Here is a 24,597-nt window from a genome sequence, read left to right as displayed (position 1 = left end):
GGTTGTAATTATTTTGTAAACACATTGCTAAAGGAATTCACATCAACTACAACCATATCATCACAAGTGGTCAGACCTCCTACAAGCAAGGGAGCTTTTCTTTATGATGATTTTGAGCATTCTCGCAACCGTTGTACTGCTCGGTGTGTTGTTCTATCACCGCGTCAGTTTATTCCTGAGCAGCCTGATTCTTCTGGCCTGGACGGCTGCGCTTGGCGTCGCAGGTCTCTGGAATATCTGGATTTTGGTCCCTCTTGCCATCATTCTGCTGCCGTTTAACCTGGCCCCGATGCGTAAGTCGATGATCTCCGCGCCGGTATTTAAAGGCTTCCGCAAAGTGATGCCGCCGATGTCGCGCACCGAGAAAGAAGCGATTGATGCGGGCACCACCTGGTGGGAAGGCGATCTGTTCCAGGGCAACCCGGACTGGAAAAAGCTGCACAACTATCCGCAGCCGCGCCTGACCGCCGAAGAACAGGCCTTTATTGACGGCCCGGTGGAAGAAGCGTGCCGCATGGCGAACGACTTTGCTATCACCCACGAAATGGCCGACCTGCCGCCGGAGCTGTGGGCGTACCTGAAAGAGCATCGCTTCTTCGCGATGATCATTAAGAAAGAATACGGCGGTCTTGAGTTCTCCGCTTACGCGCAGGCTCGCGTGCTGCAAAAGCTGGCGGGCGTCTCCGGGATCCTGGCGATTACCGTCGGCGTACCGAACTCCTTAGGCCCGGGCGAACTGCTGCAGCACTATGGTACGGAAGAGCAGAAAGATCACTATCTGCCGCGACTGGCGCGCGGTCAGGAAATCCCGTGCTTCGCACTGACCAGCCCGGAAGCAGGCTCCGATGCAGGCGCAATCCCGGATACCGGCGTGGTCTGTATGGGAGAGTGGCAGGGCCAGCAGGTCCTGGGCATGCGCCTGACCTGGAACAAACGCTATATCACCCTGGCGCCTATCGCCACCGTGCTCGGCCTGGCCTTTAAGCTCTCCGACCCGGAAAAACTGCTGGGCGGTGAAGAGGATCTGGGCATTACCTGCGCGCTGATCCCAACCTCGACGCCGGGCGTTGAAATTGGCCGTCGTCACTTCCCGCTGAACGTGCCGTTCCAGAACGGTCCGACCCGCGGCCAGGATATCTTTGTGCCGATTGACTACATCATCGGCGGCCCGAAAATGGCCGGTCAGGGCTGGCGCATGCTGGTGGAATGTCTGTCGGTGGGCCGCGGTATTACCCTGCCGTCGAACTCAACCGGCGGCCTGAAGTCCGTCGCGATGGGAATTGGCGCTTATGCCCACATTCGCCGTCAGTTCAAAATCTCCATCGGCAAGATGGAAGGTATCGAAGAGCCGCTGGCGCGCATCGCGGGCAACGCCTACGTGATGGACGCCGCTGCATCCCTGATTACCTATGGCATCATGCTGGGCGAAAAACCGGCCGTGCTGTCCGCGATTGTGAAGTACCACTGTACCCACCGCGCGCAGCAGTCGATCATTGACGCGATGGATATTGCGGGCGGTAAAGGCATTATGCTCGGCGAAGGCAACTTCCTGGCGCGCGGCTATCAGGGCGCACCGATTGCCATCACCGTGGAAGGGGCCAACATCCTGACCCGCAGCATGATGATCTTCGGCCAGGGTGCGATTCGCTGCCATCCGTACGTGCTGGAAGAGATGGCCGCTGCGCAGAATAACGACGTGGACGCCTTCGACAAGCTGCTGTTCAAACATATCGGTCACGTGGGCAGCAACAAGGTGCGGAGCTTCTGGCTGGGCCTGACGCGCGGCCTGACCAGCGCGACGCCAACCGGCGATGCGACCAAACGTTACTACCAGCATCTGAACCGTCTGAGCGCCAACCTGGCTCTGCTGTCCGACGTTTCCATGGCGGTGCTGGGCGGTAGCCTGAAGCGTCGCGAGCGTATCTCCGCCCGTCTGGGCGACGTGCTGAGCCAGATCTTCCTGGCCTCTGCGGTGCTGAAACGCTACGACGACGAAGGCCGTCAGGAAGCGGATCTGCCGCTGGTGCACTGGGGCGTGCAGGATGCGATGTATCAGGCGGAACAGGCGATTGACGACCTGCTGGCGAACTTCCCGAACCGCTTCGTGGCTGGCGCTCTGCGCGTGGTGATCTTCCCGACCGGTCGTCATCATCTGGCGCCGTCCGACAAGCTGGACCACAAGGTGGCAAAGATCCTGCAGGTTCCGAGCGCAACCCGCTCCCGCATTGGCCGCGGTCAGTATCTGGCACCAACGCCGCATAACCCGGTGGGCCTGCTGGAAGAGGCGCTGCTGGACGTGATGGCCGCCGACCCGATTCACCAGAAAATCTGCAAACAGCTGGGTAAAAACCTGCCGTTTACTCGTCTGGACGAACTGGCGAAACAGGCGCTGGCCGGTGGCATTATCAATAACGACGAAGCTGCGCTGCTGGTGAAAGCCGAAGAGAGCCGTCTGCGCAGTATTAACGTGGATGATTTCGAACCGGAAGAGCTGGCGACGCAGCCGGTAAAGCTGCCGGAGAAGCACCGCAAACCTGAAGCGGCATAACCCGCTTCGCTCTGACAAACCCCGCCCGGTGCGGGGTTTTTTATTGCCACATTTTCTCGTAATGACGTGCTACAGTGTCAAAAAGGGGTCGTTTGAGGAGTCTGTATCGTGCCTGGTTTGAAGATTTCGATTTTGCAGCAGCCTTTAGTGTGGATGGATGGCCCTGCCAACCTGCGCCACTTTGATCGTCAACTGGAAGAGATTACCGGGCGAGATGTGATTGTCCTGCCGGAGATGTTTACCACCGGCTTCGCGATGGAAGCGGCGAAACAGTCGATGCCCCAGGAAGAGGTGGTCGCCTGGATGCATGCCAAAGCGCAGCAAACCAACGCGCTGATCGCCGGGAGCGTCGCACTGCAGACGGAACGCGGCCCGGTGAACCGCTTCCTGCTGGTTGAGCCGGAAGGAAAGGTGCATTTTTACGATAAACGCCACCTGTTCCGCATGGCCGATGAACATCATCATTATGAAGCCGGTAACGAACGCGTGGTGTTCGAGTGGCGCGGCTGGCGCATCCTGCCGCTGGTCTGCTACGACCTGCGCTTCCCGGTGTGGTCGCGCAACCGCAACGATTACGACCTGGCGCTGTACGTCGCCAACTGGCCCGCGCCGCGCTCGCTGCACTGGCAGGCGCTGCTGGTGGCTCGCGCGATTGAGAACCAGGCGTACGTGGTGGGCTGTAACCGCGTGGGGACGGACGGCAACGGCCACCACTACCGCGGCGACAGCCGGGTGGTGAACCCGCAGGGTGAGATTATTGCCACCGCCGAGCCGCATCAGGCGACGCGCATTGATGCGGAGCTGTCGTTGACGGCGCTGAAGGAGTATCGGGAGAAGTTCCCGGCGTGGCAGGATGCGGATCCGTTTAGCATCGGGTGAAAAAATGCCGGGTGGCGGCTACGCCTTACCCGGCCTACCAATGTTGCTCGCTTCTTTTAACTCACTAACGCCTGCCCGTCTTTGCGGCTCTCCGTCGCGGCCACGTAGTGCCCCTCCGGCATACGATAGATTACCTGCGCACCGCCGAAGTTGTAATCCTGGAGCGGATCTTCCACCACGATCTGATGCCCGCGCTCGCGCAGCGCGGCAATGGTGTTGCGATCAAACGTCGATTCAACAATCACCTCCCTGCCCTGCACCACGCGCCAGCGCGGCGCGTCGATGGCCGCCTGCGGGTTTTGCCCGTGCAGCATAATGCGCAGCGCCATCTGCATGTGCCCCTGCGCCTGCATCGGGCCGCCCATCACGCCGAAGGACATCAGCGGCTGGCCGTTGCCGTCCATCGCAAAGCCCGGAATGATGGTGTGGAAAGGACGCTTGCTGCCCGCCAGCGCGTTCGGGTGTTTGGGATCGAGCACAAAGCCGCAGCCGCGGTTTTGCAGGCTGATTCCGGTATCCGGCACCACAATGCCTGAACCGAAGCCCATAAAGTTGGACTGGATAAACGAAACCATCATCCCGCTGGCGTCCGCGGTGCTGATGTAGACCGTGCCGCTCTGCGTCGGTGAACCGTACACAAAGTCAGAGGCGTTATCGCGATCGATAAGCGCCGCACGCGACTTCAGATAATGGTCGCTCAGCAGCTCTTTTGCTGCGAACTCCATATGTTCTTCATCCGCCACGTAGCGGTCGAGATCCGCCAGCGCCAGCTTCATGGCTTCAATGGATAAGTGCAGAGACTGCACGGAGTCCGGATGATGTTTCTCAATGCCGCACTGCTCCAGAATACCGAGCGCAATCAGCGTGGCGATCCCCTGCCCGTTTGGCGGCAGCTCCTGTACCGAGCCGCCCGCGAAGTCGCGCGACAGCAGGTCAACCCAGTCCACGCGATGGTTTGCCAGATCTTCCGCTGACAGGTGCGCGCCGTGCTCCTGGGCGAAGGCGGCGATTTTCTGCGCCAGCTCACCACGGTAAAAGGCTTCACCGTTGGTTTTGGCAATCAGCTCCAGCGAATGAGCCTGCGCCGGATTACGGAAGATCTCCCCCACGCGCGGGGCGCGGCCTTCCGGCGCGAAGCAGGCGCTAAAGCCCGGCTGATCTTTCAGCTTGTTATAGCCGCGCTGCCAGAGATGACCAATCAGCGGCGAGACCGGGAAGCCGTTGCGCGCGTAGTCAATCGCAGGCTGCGCCAGCGTGGTCAGCGGTAGCGTGCCGAAGCGTTCTGCCAGGGCCACCCAGCCCGACACCGCACCCGGCACCGTCACCGCGTCCCAGCCGATTTCCGGCACTGCGCTTTTACCGGCAAACAGATCCGCATGCCAGCTGGCCGGCGAGCGCCCGGACGCGTTCAGGCCGTGAAGTTTTTCACCGTCCCAGACGATGGCAAAGGCGTCGCTGCCGATGCCGTTGCCGGTCGGCTCGACAACGGTCAGCGCCATGGCGGTGGCAATGGCCGCATCGACGGCATTACCACCCAGCTGCAGCATTTTCATTCCCGCCTGCGCCGCCAGCGGCTGCGAAGTGGCAACGGCGTTGTGGCCCATCATCGGCGGGCGGCGTGAAGCGTAACCGGACGTAAAATCAAGCGCTTTGGTCATCATGACTCCTTAGTCGTGGCGCGGATCGAGCGCATCGCGCAGCCCGTCGCCAAGTAAATTAAAGCCCTGCACGGCAAGGAAAATCGCCACGCCGGGGAAAACGGACATCCACGGCGCCTGCTCAAGGAAACCTTTCGCGGTATTGAGCATGGACCCCCAGGACGGATTGGGCGGCTGCTGCCCCAGCCCTAAGAACGACAGGCTGGCTTCGGCAATAATCGCCGAGGCAATGGCCAGCGTGGCCTGAACCAGGATCGGCGACATCACGTTTGGCAGAACGTATTTAATGATGATCCAGCGATCCGGCAGGCCAATCGCCCGCGCGCCGTCGATGTACTCTTCGTTGCGAATGGCGATCACCTGCCCGCGCGTCAGGCGGGCGAAGATCGGCATCGCCGAAAGACCGATGGCGATCATCGCATTGGTCAGGCTCGGGCCTAAAAATGCCCCCAGCGCGATCGCCATGATCAGGAACGGACAGGCCAGCAGCGCCTCGATAAAGCGCGAGATGACGCCGTCCCACATCTTCTGGAAGTAGCCCGCCACCAGCCCCAGCGGCACGCCGATGACCACCGCGATAACCACCGACATACAGCCCGCCATCAGCGAGGTTCGCGCTCCCCAGATAATGCGGGACAAAATGTCGCGCCCCAGCTCGTCGGTGCCGAACCAGTACATCGCTGACGGCGCTTTGCGCACCGCGAGGAAGTTGGCTTTAACCGGGTCAAACGGGGCGATCCACGGCGCCAGCAGCGCCACCAGCACAAAGAAACCCACCACAAGCGCGCCAATCATCGCGCTTTTATTGGCGAGGAATTTCTTCAGCACCCGGTTCTGCGCGCGCGGCAGCGCGGGGGCTACGGTTTGCGTCGTCAGTTCCGCCATCGTTAACCTCGCATTTTCGGGTTGAGAAGGACGTAAAGCACGTCGGCCAGCAGGTTGAGCAGCAGGAAGCCGATCGCCACGATCAGCACCACGCCCTGCACCACCGCGTAGTCACGGTTGAACACCGAGTCGACGATCATCTTGCCAAAGCCCGGAATGGTGAACACCTGCTCGGTCAGCACCGCGCCGCCCAGCAGCTCGCCGAACAGCAGCGTGGTGAGGGTGATCACCGGTACCAGCGCGTTGCGAAACGCGTGCTTTAGAATGACCGCCTTCGGCAGCAGCCCCTTGGCGCGTGCGGTACGGATATAATCCGCTTTCAGCACCGCAATCATCGACGCGCGGGTATGGCGCATCAGCGTCGCCGCCAGCCCGGTTCCGAGCACGGACGCGGGCAGCAGCAGCGTGCGCAGGTTCTGAAGCGGATCTTCACTGAACGGCACGTAGCCGGACGCGGGCAGCCACTGCAGGTTCACCGAGAAGACCAGAATCAGCAGGATCCCCAGCCAGAAGTGGGGAATAGAGATCCCTGAGATCGCCACGAAGTTCGCCCCGTGATCGACCCAGCTGTTTTTGTTCACCGCCGCAAGGATCCCCATGCTGATGCCAAACACCAGCGCAATAATCATCGCCAGCAGCGACAGCTCCAGCGTAACCGGCAGCTTGCTGGCGATAAGCTCGGTCACCGGCTCGTGCGTGCGCAAGGAGACGCCCAGATCGCCCTGCAGCGCCCGCGTCAGCCAGTGGAAATACTGAACCGGGATCGGCGCATCCAGGTTCAGCTCCGCGCGCAGCTGGGCGATCACCGCCGGATCGCGTTCCTCACCGGCCATCGCAATCAGTGGGTCGCCGGGCAGCAGCTTTTGCAGCCCGAACACCATCATGCTCACCAGCAATAGCGTCGGGACGGCCAGCAGCAGACGTTTGCAAATCAGTTCCAGCATGGGTTCTCCTCAGGACGTTTATTTGGCCAGCGTCAAACCCGCCAGACGCACGATGCCGTCCGGGTAAGGCTTAAAGCCCTGCACGCGCTTGTTCAGGCCAAAAATGCGCGGCTCGAAGTAGAGGTAGGCAATCGGCATATCGGTTTGCAGCTGCTTCACCACCTTGTCATACAGCGGCTGGCGGGCGGCCTGGTCGGTGCTCTGGCGCGCCTGCGTCAGCCACTCATCGACCTGCGCGTTGCTGTAACGGCCATCGTTAAGCGTGCCGTTGCTGTGGATAAAGCCGTAGATGCTGCCGTCCGGATCCGGGCGACCCGACCAGCCGGAGAAGCTCAGCTGATAATCACCGCTCTGCTGGCGATCCAGCAGCGTGGCAAATTCGGTCATCTGCAGGTTCAGCGTGAAGCCGGCCTCGGCGACCATCGCCTGCAATACCTGACCCACCTGCTGCGAGGTTGGGTTGTTCGGCACCAGCAGGTTGACGGTCAGCGGCGTGGTGACGCCTGCCGCTTTGAGCAGCGCTTTGGCTTTATCAACGTCGCGCGGCGGAACCGGCAGATTCACGTGATACGGGCTCACCGTCGAAAACGCCTGGTTGGCTGGCGTATACAGCCCTTCGAAGACCACCTGGTTTAACGCTTCACGGTCGATGGCCTGAGAAAACGCCTCGCGCACGCGGGCATCTTTGAACGGATCGTTCGCCGGGACCTTGCCGTTGTTAATATTGAAGGTGATCCCCTGATAGCCCAGGCCGGTAACCTTCGCCAGCACCAGCTTGCTGTCGGCTTCGACGGTTTTGACGTCGCTGGCGGCGATGCCTTCGGTCAGATCCAGATCGCCCGCGCGCAGGTTCGCCAGACGCACAGAGGCATCCGGGATCGGCAGATAGATAATTTTGTCGAAGTGGTAGGCGCCTTTGTTCCAGTAGTTGTCGAAGCGGGTCAGAACGATGCGGTCCTGCGACACGCGGCTGTCGAACTTGTACGGGCCGGAACAGACCGGATGGGCGGCAAAGTCAGGCTTTTTCGCGGCCTCGGGCGCCATCATCGCGCCCGCGCGGTCTGTAAGCTGCATCAGCAGCGCGGCGTCCGGTGTTTTCAGGTGCAGCGCTATCTGCATCGGGCCGGTGACCTCTACCGATTCCACGGAGGAGATCTCGCTTTTCCGCAGGGAGCCTTTGAGGGTCAGGGCGCGGTCGAGGTTGTATTTCGCGGCGGCGGCATCGAATTTCTCTCCGTCATGGAAGGTCACGCCTTCGCGCAGATCCATGGTCAGCGTTTTGCCGTCGGCGCTCCAGGCCCACGATTTCGCGAGACCTGGCACGACCTTCAGATGCTCGTCGACGTCCACCAGCCTGTCGCACAGAGAGGCAAACACGAAGCGGCCATAGTAGGTGCGCGCCAGGTGCGGGTCGAGCATGTCCGGATCTGCTCCCAGGCCGATTCGCAGCACGCTTTCAGAATGGGCGGGCAGCGCCGCACCAAGCAACATAACACTTCCCAGTACGGTCAAAAGAGAATTACGCATTGTCATTATCATGAGTTCCTTGAAGGAAGGGAGGAGTGAGTGGCCGCGTGTTCAAACAGCGCGCGGCGGCGCAGAAAGGCTGCGGATGGCGGTGCGATCTGGATAACGCTGCGATCGCGGTTAATCTCCTGCCAGCGGTGGCAGGCAACCTGACGCCCGCCGTCGAGCACCTGATTAATCGGCTCGACCTGGCGGCATTCGTCAGTGACGTACGGGCAGCGGGTGTGGAAGCGACAGCCCGACGGCGGGTTCGCCGGGTTCGGCAGATCCCCCTGCAGCAGCGGCGCGTCGCGCTCAATACCCGGCTGCATCTGCGGCGCCGAGGCGATCAGCGCCTGGGTGTAAGGGTGCAGCGGTGCGTCAAAGATCTCATCGACGGTGGCAAGCTCAACGATTTGCCCAAGGTACATCACCGCCACGCGGTCGCTCATGTGGCGGATCACCGCCAGACCGTGGGCGACGATCACCATCGTCAGCCCCAGCTGGTGCTTCAGGCTCTCCAGCAGATTAACCACCTGCGCCTGCACCGACACATCCAGCGCGGAAACCGGCTCGTCGCCCAGCAGCAGCTTTGGCCCGGAAGCCAGCGCGCGCGCAATGCCAATACGCTGGCGCTGCCCGCCGGAAAACTCGTGCGGATAGCGCCCGGCCCAGGCGGCGGGCAGGCCAACGGTCTTGAGCAGCTCCGCGACGCGGTACTGACGATCCGCTTTCTTCATGTTCTGGTGCAGCCACAGCGGCTCACCGACGATCTGCTCCACCGTCATGCGCGGGTTCAGCGAGGCAAAAGGATCCTGAAAAATAATCTGCAGTTCGCGCCGGAGCTGGTTCAGACGGGCGCCTGTGGCGTGGGTAATTTCCTCCCCCTGATAAAACACGCGTCCTTCGCTGGCGGCCAGCAGACGCAGCAGCAGACGGCCAAGGGTGGATTTCCCGGAGCCGGACTCGCCGACAATCGCCAGCGTTTCGCCCGGCATCACGGCAAGCGAAACGCGATCGACCGCCGTGACAAACCGGGCCGGGGAAAAGAGTTTTTTCGGACCGGGGAAAAGCTTGCTGAGGTCCCGGGCTTCAAGAATGGGCGTGGTCATGCGGTCTCTCCCAGGGCAATGTGGTGTTCGAGCGGCACGCGGAAGCAGGCGACCTGATGGCCCGCGCCAAGCGTGGTGAGCTGCGGTTTTTCATCATGACAGCGCGACTGCGCAAACGGGCAGCGCGTCGCGAAACGGCAGCCTTGCGGCATGGATTCCGGGAGCGGGACCGTTCCGGGAATGGTGGAGAGCTGGCCTTTGCGTGCGCCCAGCGAAGGGATCGAGCCCATCAGGCCGATGGTGTACGGGTGCTGCGGGTCAGCGAATATTGCTTCAACGCTTCCCTGCTCTACCACCTGCCCGGCGTACATTACCGCCACCTGCTGGGCCACTTCAGCCACCACGCCTAAATCGTGGGTGATCATCAGCACCGCCGTGCCGGTTTCCTCTTTTAGGGTGTTCAGCAGGGTCAGGATTTGCGCCTGGATGGTGACGTCGAGCGCTGTGGTCGGTTCATCGGCAATCAGCAGTTTAGGGTGGTTGATCAGGGCCATGGCAATCATCACCCGCTGCCGCATGCCGCCGGAAAGCTGGTGCGGATACGCCTTGAGGCGCATCTCCGCCGCCGGGATCTGCACCTTTTCAAGGATCTGCAGCGCGACCTTCATCGCCTCCGGGCGCGTAACGTTCTGGTGACGCATGACCGCTTCACTGAGCTGATCGCCTAACGTGAAGGCCGGATTAAGCGAGGTCATCGGCTCCTGAAAAATCATCGCCAGCTCGCTGCCGCGCAGGTCGGCATATTCCCGCGACGAGAGCTTGCGCAGGTCGTGGCGGCGAAACTGCATCTCGCCGCTGACAATCTGCGCGCTGGCGGGCAGTAAACCCATCAGCGCCAGTGAGGTGATACTTTTCCCGCAGCCGGACTCCCCCACCAGCGCCAGCGTTTCGCCCGCTTTGACCGTCAGGGAAATGCCGTCCAGGACGCTGACCGGCGAGCCGGAAAACTTAACGTTGAGATTATTCAGCCGGAGTACAGGCGTGGAGTCCTTAAACGGGATCGTCGTCATAGCGTGAAATCGTCCTCAAGGTGGATCGCCTGAATCAGGGCGTTTTGCAGGCTGAGCAGGTGTTCGCGCATGGCGGCCGCTGCTTCATTAGGCTGGCGATGGATAATCGCGGACATGATCTTGTGATGGTGGTCGTTGTAGCTGTCGACACGTTCGGGCGTGCGGGCTAATTCACGCAGATGCTGCCAGCCGGGTTCGCGCCGCACGGCGTCAATGGCGTCAAACAGGCCGAGCATCAGGCGATTGCCCGCCGCCTCGGCAATGGCGCGGTGAAAGGCGCTATCCCAGAGTTCATTGAGATCGCGGTCATCCGGGCTGACCTTGTCGATGCGTTCCAGCATGCGCTGCATGAGCGCGAGGTTTTCCCTGGTGGCACGCAGTGCCGCAAGCCGGGCTAAGCCGGGTTCGATCTGTATACGAGCTTCCATCACTTCCAGCAGATTGGTCTGCTGAACCAATCCCTGAAGGGCCAGCGGTTCAACAGGGGCAGCCGGACCAATAAAGGTGCCTTTGCCCTGTTTACGCCAGATCCGCCCTTCTTCTTCCAGCACGTCCAGCGCGCGACGCACTTCGCGTCGTCCTACGCCGAGTGTTTCCGACAGCTCACGTTCCGTGGGCAGCGGAGTGCCTGGTGTTGACTCATGCTGGTTGATTAGCCCGCGCAGTTGCTCAAGCGCGGTGCTGGAATTGGCCAGAAACCGTGACGGTTTTTCCATATTGGTTCGCTCACTATCATCATTATTTTCTTTTTATGAACGATAAGTTATTGATATGGCGTGCTACTTATCGTGCTAATGATTAAGCAATAAACGAACCAATTTTTTAATGGTTCAAAAGAGATTTAAAAAAGCGGTAGTAAATGAAGGGGTTACAGCAACGTATTGTTACAGATGCAAGCGGCATCCTGAGACGATAAAGGCCAGAAAAGAACATGAAACGCACAAAAACAGTGCAAATATTGCACTACAATAGTGCCATTGTTAATTTTTTGCACTATAAATGATAACAATAAGTTAACAAAAAGTAATAAATAAGGCGTGCTTACGCCTGAAAATGGCCCCCTTGCGAGGGCCGCGAAAGATTAAGGAACAGGCTGCCAAATCGTCGCAGCCGCAGTCGGCGCCCAGTCGGACTGAGACGTATGCCCCTGCACGCAGCGATACTGTGTGCCGTTATACGTGACAATTTCTCCAGTCTTATAGCGCGTACCGACTTTCCACTCGCCTTCCGGCTCAGGCGTTACAGACCCCTCTTTCGTCGTGGCTTTAAGCGGTGTACTGGCGAGAGACTGATGACCTTTGGCATTTTCGGCGATCACCTGGTAGCTGTAGGTTGTTCCCGCGCGCAGGCCGCTGTCGAAGATCTGCGTTCCGCTTACGGTGAGTAACTCCGCCCCATCGCGTAGTACGTGGTATTTCACCGCGTTGTCTACCGCATTCCATTTCACCGTCAGGCTGTTTTCCGTCGAAGAAACCAGGGCCAGGCCGCCTGGCGCGTCAGGACGTCCCTCTTCGACCTGTACGGTTTCTACCTTAACCACGTTGCTGCTTTCAGAGATATTGTTCGCTGCAGCACGTGCTTTCACGCTGTAGTGGTACACCACACCGCCGGTCTCAACCGCATTATCGGTCCACTGGGTGTCCGTTGAAGACCCGACTTTGATGTCATTACGGTAGATGTCATATCCCACTACGCCACGGTCATCGGTGGAGGGCTGCCAGGCAAGGGTGATAGTCAAGCCATTGTTCAGCACCTTCAATCCTGCTGGCGCAGTTGGCGCGACGGTGTCCTGCGGGCGTTCAGGCGACATCAGGTCCGCGCGCTCTTTCATTTCATTGAAATAGTCAACCTGCTGCGGGATGGACAGCTGCTGATCGTTTGAGCCCAACGTCCAGATAAAAAACCCACCATAGCCGTTTTCCGCCTGCCAGCCCGCACGGTTTACGTTGTTCTGTCGGTTTTCAACAAAGCGACCTTCTGGCCCCCACTGGGAGTTGATGGTCTGACCGAGAACGATTTTGCTCTTATCACCCACCGCCCGGGCGTAGTTAGCCATCGCCACGTCATACTTAAAGCGTGGGCCGGCATCATAGGCCATGACGTTGAAGAAATCGAAAACGTTTTTCCCCTGCGTCAGCAGCGGCAGAACTTCGCCATGGTGTGAAGAGCGAGCCGCCTCAACGAAGGAACAATTCTCGGTTACCGCGCTGTTGGCGCAGTTCTCCGGGTCAGCACCAACGTGATAGGTGGTCAGGCTCAGCAGCTTTTTGCTGCCGGACGCATTGAGTTTGCTACGAACCCGTTCAGCCAGATCCAGCAGGTTTGCGTTTTCCTCTGGCGTGACGCGATCGGGCTTTTCAAAGTCAAAATCGATGCCGTCAAGCTGAACGGTACCCGCCTTCTGGTAGTTCGCCATATTACATTTGCCTTGCCAGTCGGCACTCAGGCATTCGCCAACCATCTCTTCCGGCTTCAGGTTCTTTTTATATACCGGGAAGTTGGTATTCAGCAGATTCACCAGATTCTGCGCCAGCGTTTCTCGCGTTTGCGCGTTATTCAGATAAGACCACATCGCGGAATACGTCTCACCGCCGAGCGCCAGCATCATTTTTTTCTCCGGGTGCGCCAGCTTCAGCTGACTCCACACGACATAGGCTGGCGCATTAATGTACCAGGGATCATATTGTGGTACTGCAACAATATTATCGGAACTGGACAGCTTACCGCTTGCATCCCAGCCACCAAATGAAAGCAGGAACGTATCCGCTTTCACCTCTTTCATATCCTCAACGGACTCGACCGGAACGCCCCAGGAGGTAAGATAGGTGACCGCTCGCGGTGCCTGCGCCGCGAAAGCCGACTGCGCCATTAGTGCGCTACCAATTAACAGAGATAATGTAAGTTTTTTCATCAAAGTTCCTTATTGCTTTGTGATGATAGTCCTGTGGATTACCTCGCAAATTGTCTTTTTTTTTAGCGCCGAGATCGTTGGGGATAATAGAGTGGTGAATCAGGAAACCCTCCGTGTTAAATAAGAAATATCTCTCGCATTTATAATAAATACTTCAACGACAGCGCGGGAGAATTCTCGCATCCTGTAAGACGCTTCTTTATTTAATTTTCCCATCTTCACCAATTAAAAAAGATGGCATACCTGTGTTCCCGCTCTTTTATCAGGGAAAATTCAGGAATTAATCACAACTATTATCCAACTAGGGACGCTCTCAATGAAATATGCAACAAACGTGATGCGAAAACAGGGTGGTTTCACCCTGCTTGAACTGCTGGTCGTGCTGATGATTATTGCGCTGCTGGCAGGATTTGTCGGGCCAAAAGTCTTCTCAAATGTCGACTCGGCTAAGGAGAAAACCGCCATGCGCCAGATGCGCTCGCTTGCTGAGGCACTCGGGCAATATCGCCTCGACACCGGCAGTTATCCAAGTGAAACACAAGGTCTGAAAGCGCTGACTGAAAAGCCTTCCAACGCGCAAAACTGGAATGGCCCTTATCTTAGCCAGCATGTGCCGTTAGACCCCTGGGGCAATCCGTACCAGTGGCATAACCCCGCCCGGACAAAAGACGCCATTAATGAAGTCGAAATAACCTCCGGCGGTAAAGACGGTAAGCCTGTCACTTACGGGTTCTGAATATGTTGCGCCTGTCCATATATTCGCTGTTTATCTTCAGCGTATTTTCCTGCCGGGCCGATTGCTGGCAGCTGGCGGGAGAACGTTACGGCATTGAGCCAGAGCTATTACAGGCGATAGCGATAGTGGAATCCAACGGTAATACCCGGGCCATCAACAAAAATCGTGATGGCTCAATGGATGTCGGTCTGATGCAGATCAATAGCATTCACTTCGATGCGCTGCGTAAATTTCGTATTAGTCAAAAAGATCTGCTAACCGACCCTTGCCAAAGTGTCATGACCGGCGCCTGGATCCTGGCAGGTCAAATCCAGCGCTTTGGTTATACCTGGGACGCGGTGGGGGCGTATAACGCCGGAACGGCAAATACCCCCCAGCGCCGCGCGCTTCGTCAACAATACATAAAAAAAGTGGCTCCGCATTATGCCCGCCTTAAAAGGCAGAGCCATACACTGTCGCCAAAATGAAACCATATACCGTCACCATCCTCCAGGGGGGGAAACGCGTCAATCAGACCGTACTTGCCGCGTCGCCTGATGATGCCAGCGCCCGCATTATTGCTGGCGGCGGCATCGTTTTGCAGGTACAGGAACGCCCCGCCCGCAAGGAGAAACGCTTTCCACTGAATCTGTTCTTGCAGGAGCTTATCGCTCTGCTGGAAGCCGGGCTGGTCGTGGTCGAGGCCGTCGAAGCGCTGCGCGAAAGCAGCCGCGATGGTGGCACCTCGCTGGTTCTGGATACGCTGGTTAAAAAGCTCTACGAAGGAGCGCAACTCTCCCAGGCGATGATGGCGCTACCAGCACTGTTTCCGCCTCTGCTGATTAACACCGTTGCCTCTTCTGAGCAAACCGGACACTTACCCGAGGCGCTAAAGCGTTTTCAGTTTTACGAATCAAGAATGGAAATTCTGCGCAAGCGGATTAAATCAACCCTGCTCTATCCGACGATTGTCATTGCCGCCGGCGGGATAATTCTGTTCTTTCTGCTCGGCTTTATTATTCCGCGTTTTTCCGTGGTGTTTGACGGGATGAAGAACCCGTCCGCCAGCGCACAGCTTATCCTCTGGTGGGGACGCCTGACGCAAACCCATGGCTCGCTGTTGCTGGCCGGTTGCGCGGCAGCGGTCGCAGGCATCGTGATGGCGGTGCGCAGCCCGCGCCTGCGCCAGCGTGCGCTCGGTTTGTTGCTGCGCATTCCCGCCTTACGCCAGCAGCACCAGCTTTCTGTGCTGGTGCGTTTTTACCGCACGCTGGGCCTGCTGTTACAGGGCGGCCTTCCCGCGCCAGATGCGTTAATGCTGAGCCGGGAGATCCTGCCCGCCACGCATCGTCAGCAGGTTGAACAGGTTATCCGCGACGTCGCCGCCGGCGAGTCGCTCTCCCGCATGCTGGAAGCGCAACGGATGACGACTCCTGTCGCCAGCCGCCTGCTGCAGGTCGGCGAGCGCAGCGGCGAACTGCCTGCCATGTGCGAGCGGATCGCCGCTTTTTATGACGAATCGCTGGAACGCGCGATTGAAACCTTTAGCAAAATTTTTGAACCGATTCTGATGATGGTCGTTGGCGGCATCGTTGGGCTCGTCGTGTTTTTACTGTACATGCCCATTTTTGAACTGGCAGGAGGATTGCAATAATGTCTCACTCACCGTCTGTAGAACCCCTTTTCGACCTGCCAGACGAGCAGCGCTGTCAGGCGCTGGCGGAACTGCTGGACAGTTTCCCCGGCGCGTTAGAAGAAGCCGCCGGTTCCCTGGGGCTCACGCCGCTCTCACCCACACAGCTCGCCGACAGCGAAGAGGATTTCGAAGCCGTGCCGCTGACCGAATCGCTCAGCCAGCGAGCCTTGCCGCTGCGCGTTAACGGTCAGCTCCACGTTGCGCTGGGCGATCCGTTTTCACTGGCGCTGCGCCAGTGGGCCTATAACGTGAATGCGCTCCCCGCGCTCGCCCCGCTCTCTCAGCTTAATGCCCGCCTTGATGAACTGGCAAAACAGCAGCGCACGCTCGATCAGCTGGAGCAGCAGCAGAGTGAAGAGAATAAAGAGGCCCGGTGGCTGGAGATCACCCCAGCAGCCATCGCCAGTGAACCCCACGCCGTCATTAAGCTGGTTAACGCCACGCTGTTTGATGCCCTGCAGAGCCGCGCCAGCGATATTCATCTTTGCGCCGTCGCGGATGGGTTGATGGTGAAGTACCGCATCGATGGCGTTCTGCACAGCATTCGCCACTGCGCCGGACTTCAGCAGGCGGAGCAGGTGATCTCCCGTCTCAAGGTATTAAGCTGCATGGACATTTCCGAACGACGCACGCCTCAGGACGGGCGCTTTAAGGCGTTGATTCTGCAGCGTCCCGTCGATTTTCGCGTGTCCATTATGCCGGGCGTCTATGGCGAGGATGCCGTACTGCGCGTGCTGGATAAATCTCACGATCAAAACCTGCGCCTGGAGACGCTCGGCTTTGATGAGCACACGCTGGGCGCGATTCGCCAGTTAACCCATCTGCCCCACGGTATGGTGCTCGTCACCGGGCCAACGGGGAGCGGGAAATCCACCACCCTCTATTCAGCACTCAGCGAACTCAACAGTGGTGAATGCAAAATTATCACCATTGAAGATCCCGTGGAGTACCAGCTCAACAGCGTGCTGCAAATTCCGGTCAACGATAAAAAAGGGCTCACCTTCGCCCGCGGCCTGCGCGCCATTTTGCGTCACGACCCGGACATCATCCTGGTGGGTGAGATCCGCGACGGTGAAACCGCTGGCATTGCCGTGCAGGCGGCGCTCACCGGCCACGTGGTGCTCTCCTCGGTTCACGCCAATGACGTCTTTAGCGTACTGGAACGTTTTTTATATATGCAGGTGGAGCCCGCCAGCCTGATCACCGCCCTTAACGGCGTCGTGGCGCAACGGCTGGTGCGCCAGATTTGCCCGGACTGTATTGATGACACCACGCCCACAGATGACCTTCTCGCGGCGTGGCAATCCGGACCGCTGCAGCAGCTCACGCCCCGCTGGCGTCGAGGGCGAGGCTGCGATACCTGCCGCGACAGCGGTTTTCGCGGCAGGCTGGCGCTGGCGGAAGTGCTGCATTTCAGCGATGCGATGAAAGAGGCAATGCTGGCGCGATCGCCCCGGCGCAGGCTAAAGGAAGTGGCGCTGAATGACGGTTTTGTTCCGCTCTCGACCATCGCGCTGCGCGCCGTGGTCGAAGGCAAAACCACCTGGGAGGAGGTGAACCGTGTTATCACTCACTAACACCTGGCAGTGCGATATCTGGCCTCATGCCGTGCGGTTGCGCCGCAACAACGTGGTTCTCGCCACCCATGAACGCCGGCCAGATGAGCCTCTTGAAGCCGCGCTCGAAACGCTGCTGCGCCTGCGCCCTTCCGTCTTACCGTGGCGTGACGCGGTGGAGTTTCACCTCGATACCGACGATCTGACGTTTTTAATCCAGCCCTGGCATGACGGCGTGACCACACCGCAGGAGCTGCTCCATCTCGCCCGTCAGCAGGCGGTTCATCGCGCGAGTCCGCCCGTTGACTGGCTGGTCCGCTTCGAGACCCTAAACTGGCAGCAGTCGGCGCTGGCCGCGTGCCTGAAGCAACCTTGCTGGCATCTGCTTGGCGCGCTGGCGCGTCGGGAGCGGCTGCGTTTTCGCGGTGTTGTCACGCCGTTTCAAAAGCTGTTAAGCCACTTCGCCCGCGCCCTGCCGGAAAACGGCCTGTTTGTGGCGATGAGCCCCCACCATAGCCGGATTGCCAGCCGTCAGCACCACAGCTGGCGCGACGTCTGGACACTCACCCTGCCACAGCAGGAGATGGACGCCCAGCTGCGGGTTATCGCCCGGCTAAGCGGAATGCAGGACTGTCCTGGCTACGTCATTCATACCGACGGTGAGCATCACCAGGAAGTCGCGCTACAGGAGAGTCCTCATGACGCCGCTGTTTACGCGTAGTTCCCCGTGGGCCGCACGCACGCTGCTGTTAACCGGTCTCCTCTGTTTACCGCTCACCGGTGCCGTGATGTATGGCCTGTTTGAGCACCAGCGCCTTGAGCTGGAGACATCGCAGGTACAGCAGCAGCTCGCCCAACGGCAGCAGGTGCTGCGCAAGCTGCGTGAAGCGGAGCAGCGCCGGTTGCGCCAGGCTCAGCAACTGCAGGCCGTCCCGCCGGCCATCAAGCTGCTGGACAACATCGGCAGCGTACTGACGCCTGATATTGCGCTCCTGAGCATTGACGTCATTGCCAGTAAAGGCGATGCGCGGCTTACGGTGAATGCAGGCAATCTTGACGCCCTGCTCGCCTTTAGCGAGCGGCTACAGCAGTTGCCGGCGCATGTGGTGCTTGAGAACCATCGCCAGTCGGCGCAGGGCGATCCTGCCTGGCCGATTAACGCGGTACTCGACGTCAAGGTGACGACGGAGGCGCACCATGCGGCTTCAGAATAAACCCGCCGTGCTGCGCTGGCAGGCGGCATTATTTGCCGGGCGCATCGGAACGGTTCCGCTCGTGCTCGCCGGGCTGCCCGCAGGACTGCTGCTGTTATGGCTTGGCGGCGTGCGGCCGCACACCATTCATTTGCAGGAGAACCTTGCCCGGATCCAGGCGCAGCTACAAACCGCGCTGCCGCTGGATAAACAGCAGCCAGAACTGCAAAGCCGCATCAGCCTTGGAGAATATCAGCAGGTCAGGCTCATTTTTGAGCAGTTCAGGAGCCGAGGGATGAAGGTCGACGCCAGCCGCTATCAGCTGGAAAACGACGACGGCAAAACCGCGCTACGGCTGGATATTCCGCTGCGCGGTGAATATCTGCCGCTGATGGACGCCCTGGAAACGCTAAGCCGCACTTTGCCGTTACGCATTGAGCAGCTGAGCCTGCGGCGCGCCGGGCCATCGGAAAGCCAGCTCAGCGCCACCGTGCAGCTTCGCCTGTTGAAGGAGTCGCCATGAAACTGCCGCGCTATTTACAGCTGGCGCTGGTGCTGACCGCCGGTGCTGTTTTCTGGAGCCAGTTTGCCGATGACGAGATATCGCAAGCGCCGCTTGAGGCGCAGCCGGTCTCACGCCCGCGCCCCGCGCCAGCAAAGCCGGAGACGGCTCACGCAACGCGCATCGATCTCTTTTCAACGCCACATAGCAGGGCGCAAGACGCAGCAGAAAAGCCGCCGGAAAACGATCGGCCTGAAGAGGCGACACCAACCGCACCGCCGCTACCGCTTCAGCTCCTCGGTGCCTGGTGGGAAAACCGTCAGAGAATCGTTGTGCTGACGGATGGCAAAGAGACCTGGCCGGTCTGCGAGCGCTGCAGGGCGGACGGCAGGATCTGGATCGGCAGTTCGCCGGTCAACAACTGGATTTTAAAAGCGGTGGCGAACGACCACCTCCTGTTTGAATGGCAGCCCACCCATAGCCAGCAGCGGCTGGAACTGGATGAGCTGCAATCGGAACCGACACATTAATCATGAAAAAAACAATTGCTCTCACTTTTTTGTTGTCATGCGCGCTACTGAGCGGCTGTGCACAACGTGCGGCGCCTCCGGTCCGGGAATCAGTGACCGCCTCGCCGCAGGTGCTGGTTAAGCGGCTTAAGGAGATAGATCAACAGCGCATCGCCAGCCCACAGGATATTGCGCTTCGCGCCGAGCAGGCTGACATCAGCAAAAAGCTGGTCAATGACTACCTGAAAAATGCCGATCTCGCGGTGCGTCAGAACAACTACACCATGGCGACGCAAATGTGGCGCGATGCGCTTACCTATGAGCCCGGCAACCTGCGCGCCCTGCAGGGCTTACGCAAGCTCGATGCCCGTAGAGCGCTGGACGCATTGTATAAGGAGGCGGTGGCTAACAGCACCCGCGACCCGGCACGCGCGCTGCACAAAATCCAGCAGGTACTGGAAGAAGATCCCAACTGGCCCCAGGCGCGCGCGCTGCGCGATCACCTGATGCGTGAGGTGTCGCGGATCAACCAGCCGGAGCAGCGTCTGAACCGGGAACTGCAAAAAACGATAGCGCTTAATTTTCGCGAGCACAGCCTGATGGCCATCTTTAACACTATCAGCCAGATGACCGGGGTCAATATCATTTTTGACAAAGATATTTCCTCCAGCACTGCCGGCAGCCTGATAGCCAAACGCACCACTGCGGAAGATGCTATCAACGTGCTGCTGTTGTCGAATAACCTGCGGAAGAAGGTGCTGAACAGCAATACGTTGCTGATCTACCCCGCCACCGCGCAAAAAGAGAAGATCTACCGCGACGTGGTCGTCAAAACCATCTTCCTGGGTTATGCGAAAGCAAAAGAGGTCAACGTCGCCCTGCGCAATATGGTCAAGCTGAAGGATGTGCACGTTGATGAGCGAACCAATTCCGTCACCCTGCGCGGGCCAAAAGAGAACGTGGAAAAAGCGGAGCGCCTGTTAGTGACGCTCGACCGGCCTGAAGCGGAGGTCACGCTGGCCGTTGAGGTGCTGGAAGTAAATACCAACGATCTCGAAGCGCTTGGCGTGAAGCTGCCGCAAACCATCAGTGCGGGTTTTGCGAAAAGTAAAGAAGGTGATTTAAAGGGAAGCGGGATCCCGCTGGGCGACCTGAGCGCCAAAAATATCATGGTCGATATCGACAATATGACCATTGACATGAAAAAGGTGTTGAGCAACGCCAAAGTACTGGCCAACCCGCGGATCCGGGTGAAAAACAATAAAAAAGCGCTGGTTGATATTGGTCAAACGATCCCGGTACTGACCACAACCGTCAATGACGGGATTTCGCAACAGAAAGTGGATTATCAGGACGTTGGCCTGAAGCTGGAAGTCACCCCGGAAGTCAGTATGGATGACAATATCTCAATGGAGGTGAAGTTCACGCTCAGTGCCCTGGGCGCCGAAGAACCCGGTGAGAACGGAGCAAAGTATTACCGCACCACGAAACGCGAAGCCAATACCACGCTCAGCAGTATGAACGGCGAGACCCAGATGCTGGCAGGGCTGATCAAGCAGGATGAAACCACGACCCAAAAAGGAACGCCGTTATTAAGTGACATCCCAGGGCTGGGCCGCCTGTTTAGCAGCAATTCCGACAACAAAGAGCGCACGGAGGTGGTACTGTTAATTACGCCGACCATTGAGCGCAACCTCGATTTACCGGGAAGCCACGTCAGTACCATTGAGATGGGCAGCGACGATTTAACGGGCGACAGCATTCAACTGCGCGACCTGCAGCACGACGAGCCGGGCAGCGGGTTTACCGCACCGGCGCTTGCGCCGCCAGCCCATTTCCCTGACCGGGCGGCCATGCTGCCGCCACCGATCCTCGATGAGTCAGAGACGGAAAACGGAGCATCGTAATGCAGCGCCAGCGCGGTTTTACCTTGATTGAGATGATCGTCACGCTGGCGCTACTCGCCACGCTTGCCGCTGCCGCTGCGCCGCTGATGCGTAACTACCATCAGCGGCAGCAGGAGACGCAGCTACGTGAGTCGCTGCGCACGCTACGCGATGCCATTGACCGTTATCACCAGGCAAGCGTGGACGGCATCATTGAGAAAAAAACCAGCGAATCGGGATATCCGCCGACACTAAAAAGCCTGGTGGAAGGCGTCCGTGATAAGACATCGCCCACTGGCGCGATGATCTACTTCCTGCGCCATATACCGCGCGATCCGATGTGCGATTGCGAGGGAAAAAATGATGAAGAGACCTGGCGTTTACGCGCATCCACGCAGCCACCCGGCGATTTCAGCGGCGGAGGGAAAGACGTGTTTGATGTCAGTAGTACCAGTACGGCCAGCGGTCTGAATGGAGTGCCCTATGCGCAATGGTGAAAAAGGTTTTACGCTCATCGAGCTGCTGGTGGTGATGGCGATCATCGCGACATTGATGACCCTGGTCGCTCCACGTTTTTTCCAGCACGCGGACAGAGCCAAAGAGGTGGTGCGCGAGCATAACCTGCATGCGCTGCGCAGCGCGATCGATCACTACCGCCGCGATCGCCTGGCGGGGCCATACAGCCTGGAGGATCTGATCGAGGCCGGTTATCTGCGCCAGATGCCGCTGGATCCCATCACCAACCGCCGCGATATCTGGGAGGCGAAGACCGATGACGAAGGGCAAATTATTGACGTCGAGACGCCACCTAAACCCAGTCAGGATCATCGCGATGCGTTCGATTAAACAACAGGGAGGTTTTACCTATCTGCTGCTGCTGATTGCGCTCTCCACGCTGGCGTTGTCGCTGCTGAAAAGCCGCGATGAGGTGCAGATGCGTTATCAGGCGCAACAGGAGGCTGAGCTTTTATTTCGCGGCGAACAAATCCGCGCGGCGATACAGGCCTACCGCGGCAACGGTGATGGCTGTTTTCCCGTGCGTTTCGAACAGCTGCTTATTGATAAACGCGGGCGAAAACCGCTTTATCACCTGCGCCAGCACTACGCCGACCCGCTAACCGGGAGTAAAAACTGGGGGATGATCCTCGATCCTCAGGGGCGCTGGATTGGCGTGCGCAGTCTCGGAAAGGGTACGCCACGGAAAAAAGTCGGCTTTCGTCACGATCCAAAACAGTTTGCCAAAGCAAAAACGTATTACGACTGGAAATTTCAGGTAGAGAGCGATCCGCAGGCCCCGCTGCCTGCGGCTTGTGGTCGCTAATGCAACGACTGTCTTTGTCATGAAAAAATCCTCTTTGAGAAAAATAAAAACAACAAGTTTACTCAACAGTGACCATATCTTAATGCGTCAGGCCGTAAAACATACCACCAGATAAAATCATCGTTTATTTATTTTTAACTCATAGATACAGAGAAGATTCTTATTAATCAGAAGACCAGCACCGTCTTATTTTATTCTGAGGAATGAATATAATGCCTTGCCACTATTCAGGCTGGAATAGTAGGCTTAATAGCCATCTCATATATTTTACCCTGATGAGCGAGACATAAGATGGAACCATCAATTAAACAGACTCATGAAAAAATTCGGGTTTGCGTGCGAACAAACTCTTTTTTATTCGAAAAAGGGCTTGAAGAAATAGCGCGATTTTATTTTATCGCCAGAGATAAAATACTGTGCATTATCGATGCTGACACGTTTGGCACGAAGACGCATCTGGTGAAGTATCTGGAGTTCATCAGAAGAATTAAACCCGACATGCTTGTTTTGATCACGGGTCATCACACCCGAAGCGAGCAGCACGCATGGTATGTAAGAGCAAATGAATCCCTGTCGGGCTGGTGCGAAACCATTGATGCCATGAACTTTATGCGACCCAATCTCGACAGCGTTATCGATTTTTACAGAAGGCAACTTGACTGAAAATCTTTTGCAAACGGAGGACTAGACGTGAAGTTAAGTTTTTGTATCAGGACGAATGTTTTGGCGAAAATGGCCGATGTCACCGAGGCTGAATTAGTGTATGCGCTCATGACGACGGGTGAGCTGTTCGGGGTGAAAATACCGGCACCGTTACCGGGCAGGCATAATGCCAAAACGCGTAGCTTTGATTACAAAGAAGCACTGGATTTTGCTGAAGAAGTGAAAATATCCCGAGACAGTAAAAGGCAGATCTGAAAACGTAATAAGTCCATCCCTTAATCAAGTGATACCTCAATCCATTCTTTATATTTACAGCAGCACTGCCCGGATGACTTAGCGTTTTCCTTCAACATTGATAGCGCAATATAAATGACTTCAGCGTACAAGCAATCATTAATACTCCGGGCATACTCAAGTTTTTTACCCAGATAATAACTAAGCGAAACATGATCAATATTAATCCCCTGCAAGGATAATTGCGTGGCGGCATCGCCAATGAGTATTGATGCTTGCTTTTCAGGATAGACATTATTCATGAATTTTAGCCCTGCACTTTGGAAATATTCGACAGGTAGAGTTCAGGGGGCTTATGCCCCCTTGTTTACAAAAACACCTCAGAATGAATTAACGTGTTTACCAATCACAGCTACTTAAGCCCGTATTTTTAAACGTTTTTGATTCCGTCTTTCCTCTGATACCGTCCTTATTAACTGGCGTCACATAAAGCGTGACTTCCCCCCAATAGCCTAAAGTAACGCTTTTTATGTTGGAAACGACGGTGCTTCCCCACTTCCACTGAAATATCGTGTTGCCTTCAGATGCACCGCCATTAGCGTTGTAGGTGTAGGTTGCCGTTATTCTGTTACAGGCTCCGGTACTGCCGCTGTAACCCAGGTTTGTAACGAAAGGCGCAGGCTTAGATCTTATGGTAACAGCTCCACTAAAGGCCTGAGTGCCAGATAACGGCTGCCCTGAACCTTTAGGCGTTACGGCCACCCGCACGTCATAGCCCGCATAGCTGTCCGGCAGCGTGAACGTTTTTGCCGTGCCGCCTGCGACATTCCTCCACGTCTGGCCATCCTTCCACTGCCACTGGAAGCTGG

The 24,597-nt window shown here is 57.8% G+C and carries 26 protein-coding genes; 16 read left to right on the top strand and 10 right to left on the bottom strand.

Annotation, left to right across the window (positions count from 1 at the left end; all coding sequences use genetic code 11):
- Window positions 1-103: 103 nt before the first annotated feature.
- Entirely contained in the window at window positions 104-2,548 is a 2,445-nt protein-coding gene (gene fadE, locus IM295_RS00130; RefSeq protein WP_028012072.1) for an acyl-CoA dehydrogenase FadE, read from the top strand.
- Between the two features lie 108 nt (window positions 2,549-2,656).
- Entirely contained in the window at window positions 2,657-3,427 is a 771-nt protein-coding gene (locus IM295_RS00125) for an amidohydrolase (RefSeq protein ID WP_193066050.1), read from the top strand.
- Between the two features lie 56 nt (window positions 3,428-3,483).
- On the opposite strand, the gene IM295_RS00120 is transcribed toward IM295_RS00125, so the two are convergent.
- From IM295_RS00120 to IM295_RS00085, 8 genes are all read right to left on the bottom strand, one after another.
- Window positions 3,484-5,085 (bottom strand): gamma-glutamyltransferase family protein, encoded by a 1,602-nt coding sequence (locus tag IM295_RS00120; protein WP_047367565.1) that lies wholly within the window; start codon window positions 5,083-5,085, stop codon window positions 3,484-3,486.
- A 9-nt stretch (window positions 5,086-5,094) separates the two neighbouring features.
- On the bottom strand, window positions 5,095-5,970 hold the full coding sequence (locus IM295_RS00115; protein WP_193066049.1) for an ABC transporter permease: 876 nt from the start codon (window positions 5,968-5,970) through the stop codon (window positions 5,095-5,097).
- Between the two features lie 2 nt (window positions 5,971-5,972).
- Window positions 5,973-6,914, bottom strand: a complete 942-nt coding sequence (locus IM295_RS00110; protein ID WP_193066048.1) for an ABC transporter permease — start codon at window positions 6,912-6,914, stop codon at window positions 5,973-5,975.
- A gap of 18 nt (window positions 6,915-6,932) precedes the next feature.
- Complete coding sequence (locus tag IM295_RS00105) at window positions 6,933-8,447, bottom strand: ABC transporter substrate-binding protein (RefSeq protein ID WP_193066047.1); 1,515 nt, start codon at window positions 8,445-8,447, stop codon at window positions 6,933-6,935.
- A gap of 2 nt (window positions 8,448-8,449) precedes the next feature.
- The gene (locus tag IM295_RS00100; RefSeq protein ID WP_045259782.1) at window positions 8,450-9,532 is read right to left on the bottom strand and encodes an ABC transporter ATP-binding protein; all 1,083 of its coding nucleotides are present in this window, start codon (window positions 9,530-9,532) and stop codon (window positions 8,450-8,452) included.
- Window positions 9,529-10,542 carry an ABC transporter ATP-binding protein gene (locus IM295_RS00095; protein ID WP_193066046.1) on the bottom strand — a complete coding sequence of 338 codons (1,014 nt, stop codon included), beginning with the start codon at window positions 10,540-10,542 and terminating at the stop codon, window positions 9,529-9,531. Before IM295_RS00095 ends, IM295_RS00100 begins: the two co-directional genes overlap by 4 nt.
- Entirely contained in the window at window positions 10,539-11,258 is a 720-nt protein-coding gene (locus IM295_RS00090; RefSeq protein WP_028012064.1) for a FadR/GntR family transcriptional regulator, read from the bottom strand. The genes IM295_RS00095 and IM295_RS00090 overlap by 4 nt, the downstream gene beginning before the upstream one ends.
- Before the next feature lie 365 nt (window positions 11,259-11,623).
- Window positions 11,624-13,453, bottom strand: a complete 1,830-nt coding sequence (locus IM295_RS00085) for a glycosyl hydrolase family 18 protein (RefSeq protein WP_193066045.1) — start codon at window positions 13,451-13,453, stop codon at window positions 11,624-11,626.
- A 316-nt stretch (window positions 13,454-13,769) separates the two neighbouring features.
- Here IM295_RS00085 and gspG point away from each other — a divergent pair, with 316 nt between their 5' ends.
- From gspG to IM295_RS00015, 14 genes are all read left to right on the top strand, one after another.
- The gene (gspG, locus tag IM295_RS00080; RefSeq protein ID WP_045259779.1) at window positions 13,770-14,189 is read left to right on the top strand and encodes a type II secretion system major pseudopilin GspG; all 420 of its coding nucleotides are present in this window, start codon (window positions 13,770-13,772) and stop codon (window positions 14,187-14,189) included.
- A 2-nt stretch (window positions 14,190-14,191) separates the two neighbouring features.
- The gene (locus IM295_RS00075) at window positions 14,192-14,656 is read left to right on the top strand and encodes a lytic transglycosylase domain-containing protein (RefSeq protein ID WP_032644836.1); all 465 of its coding nucleotides are present in this window, start codon (window positions 14,192-14,194) and stop codon (window positions 14,654-14,656) included.
- On the top strand, window positions 14,653-15,822 hold the full coding sequence (locus tag IM295_RS00070) for a type II secretion system F family protein (RefSeq protein WP_045630683.1): 1,170 nt from the start codon (window positions 14,653-14,655) through the stop codon (window positions 15,820-15,822). Before IM295_RS00075 ends, IM295_RS00070 begins: the two co-directional genes overlap by 4 nt.
- Window positions 15,822-17,441, top strand: a complete 1,620-nt coding sequence (locus IM295_RS00065; protein ID WP_126300294.1) for a GspE/PulE family protein — start codon at window positions 15,822-15,824, stop codon at window positions 17,439-17,441. The genes IM295_RS00070 and IM295_RS00065 overlap by 1 nt, the downstream gene beginning before the upstream one ends.
- A complete protein-coding gene (locus IM295_RS00060) occupies window positions 17,425-18,141 on the top strand; it encodes a hypothetical protein (RefSeq protein WP_193066044.1) in 717 nt (238 codons plus the stop codon). The genes IM295_RS00065 and IM295_RS00060 overlap by 17 nt, the downstream gene beginning before the upstream one ends.
- A complete protein-coding gene (locus IM295_RS00055) occupies window positions 18,119-18,634 on the top strand; it encodes a hypothetical protein (protein ID WP_045630685.1) in 516 nt (171 codons plus the stop codon). Before IM295_RS00060 ends, IM295_RS00055 begins: the two co-directional genes overlap by 23 nt.
- Window positions 18,618-19,136 (top strand): hypothetical protein, encoded by a 519-nt coding sequence (locus IM295_RS00050; RefSeq protein WP_028012056.1) that lies wholly within the window; start codon window positions 18,618-18,620, stop codon window positions 19,134-19,136. Before IM295_RS00055 ends, IM295_RS00050 begins: the two co-directional genes overlap by 17 nt.
- Window positions 19,133-19,645 (top strand): hypothetical protein, encoded by a 513-nt coding sequence (locus IM295_RS00045; protein ID WP_028012055.1) that lies wholly within the window; start codon window positions 19,133-19,135, stop codon window positions 19,643-19,645. The genes IM295_RS00050 and IM295_RS00045 overlap by 4 nt, the downstream gene beginning before the upstream one ends.
- Window positions 19,646-19,737: 92 nt before the next feature.
- Window positions 19,738-21,531, top strand: coding sequence for a secretin N-terminal domain-containing protein (locus IM295_RS00040; protein WP_367117711.1), 1,794 nt, complete (start codon window positions 19,738-19,740; stop codon window positions 21,529-21,531).
- On the top strand, window positions 21,531-22,007 hold the full coding sequence (locus tag IM295_RS00035) for a type II secretion system protein (RefSeq protein ID WP_028012053.1): 477 nt from the start codon (window positions 21,531-21,533) through the stop codon (window positions 22,005-22,007). Before IM295_RS00040 ends, IM295_RS00035 begins: the two co-directional genes overlap by 1 nt.
- Complete coding sequence (locus tag IM295_RS00030) at window positions 21,994-22,356, top strand: type II secretion system protein (RefSeq protein WP_193066042.1); 363 nt, start codon at window positions 21,994-21,996, stop codon at window positions 22,354-22,356. Before IM295_RS00035 ends, IM295_RS00030 begins: the two co-directional genes overlap by 14 nt.
- Window positions 22,343-22,831 carry a type II secretion system protein gene (locus IM295_RS00025; RefSeq protein ID WP_032644834.1) on the top strand — a complete coding sequence of 163 codons (489 nt, stop codon included), beginning with the start codon at window positions 22,343-22,345 and terminating at the stop codon, window positions 22,829-22,831. The genes IM295_RS00030 and IM295_RS00025 overlap by 14 nt, the downstream gene beginning before the upstream one ends.
- A gap of 291 nt (window positions 22,832-23,122) precedes the next feature.
- Window positions 23,123-23,494 carry a hypothetical protein gene (locus IM295_RS00020; protein ID WP_193066041.1) on the top strand — a complete coding sequence of 124 codons (372 nt, stop codon included), beginning with the start codon at window positions 23,123-23,125 and terminating at the stop codon, window positions 23,492-23,494.
- A 69-nt stretch (window positions 23,495-23,563) separates the two neighbouring features.
- Window positions 23,564-23,749 (top strand): hypothetical protein, encoded by a 186-nt coding sequence (locus tag IM295_RS00015; protein ID WP_049137597.1) that lies wholly within the window; start codon window positions 23,564-23,566, stop codon window positions 23,747-23,749.
- 20 nt (window positions 23,750-23,769) lie between these two features.
- Here the strand turns inward: IM295_RS00015 and IM295_RS00010 are convergent, their stop codons facing one another.
- Both IM295_RS00010 and IM295_RS00005 read right to left on the bottom strand, forming a co-directional pair.
- A complete protein-coding gene (locus IM295_RS00010; RefSeq protein WP_048999698.1) occupies window positions 23,770-24,030 on the bottom strand; it encodes a hypothetical protein in 261 nt (86 codons plus the stop codon).
- A gap of 97 nt (window positions 24,031-24,127) precedes the next feature.
- The coding region (locus tag IM295_RS00005; protein ID WP_193066040.1) for a hypothetical protein at window positions 24,128-24,597 on the bottom strand (470 nt) is incomplete at its 5' end.

Source organism: Enterobacter cloacae complex sp. P14RS (assembly GCF_014895895.1).
In the GTDB taxonomy this organism is placed as follows: Bacteria; Pseudomonadota; Gammaproteobacteria; order Enterobacterales; family Enterobacteriaceae; genus Enterobacter; species Enterobacter bugandensis.
This window is presented reverse-complemented; position numbering and strand designations above follow the sequence as displayed.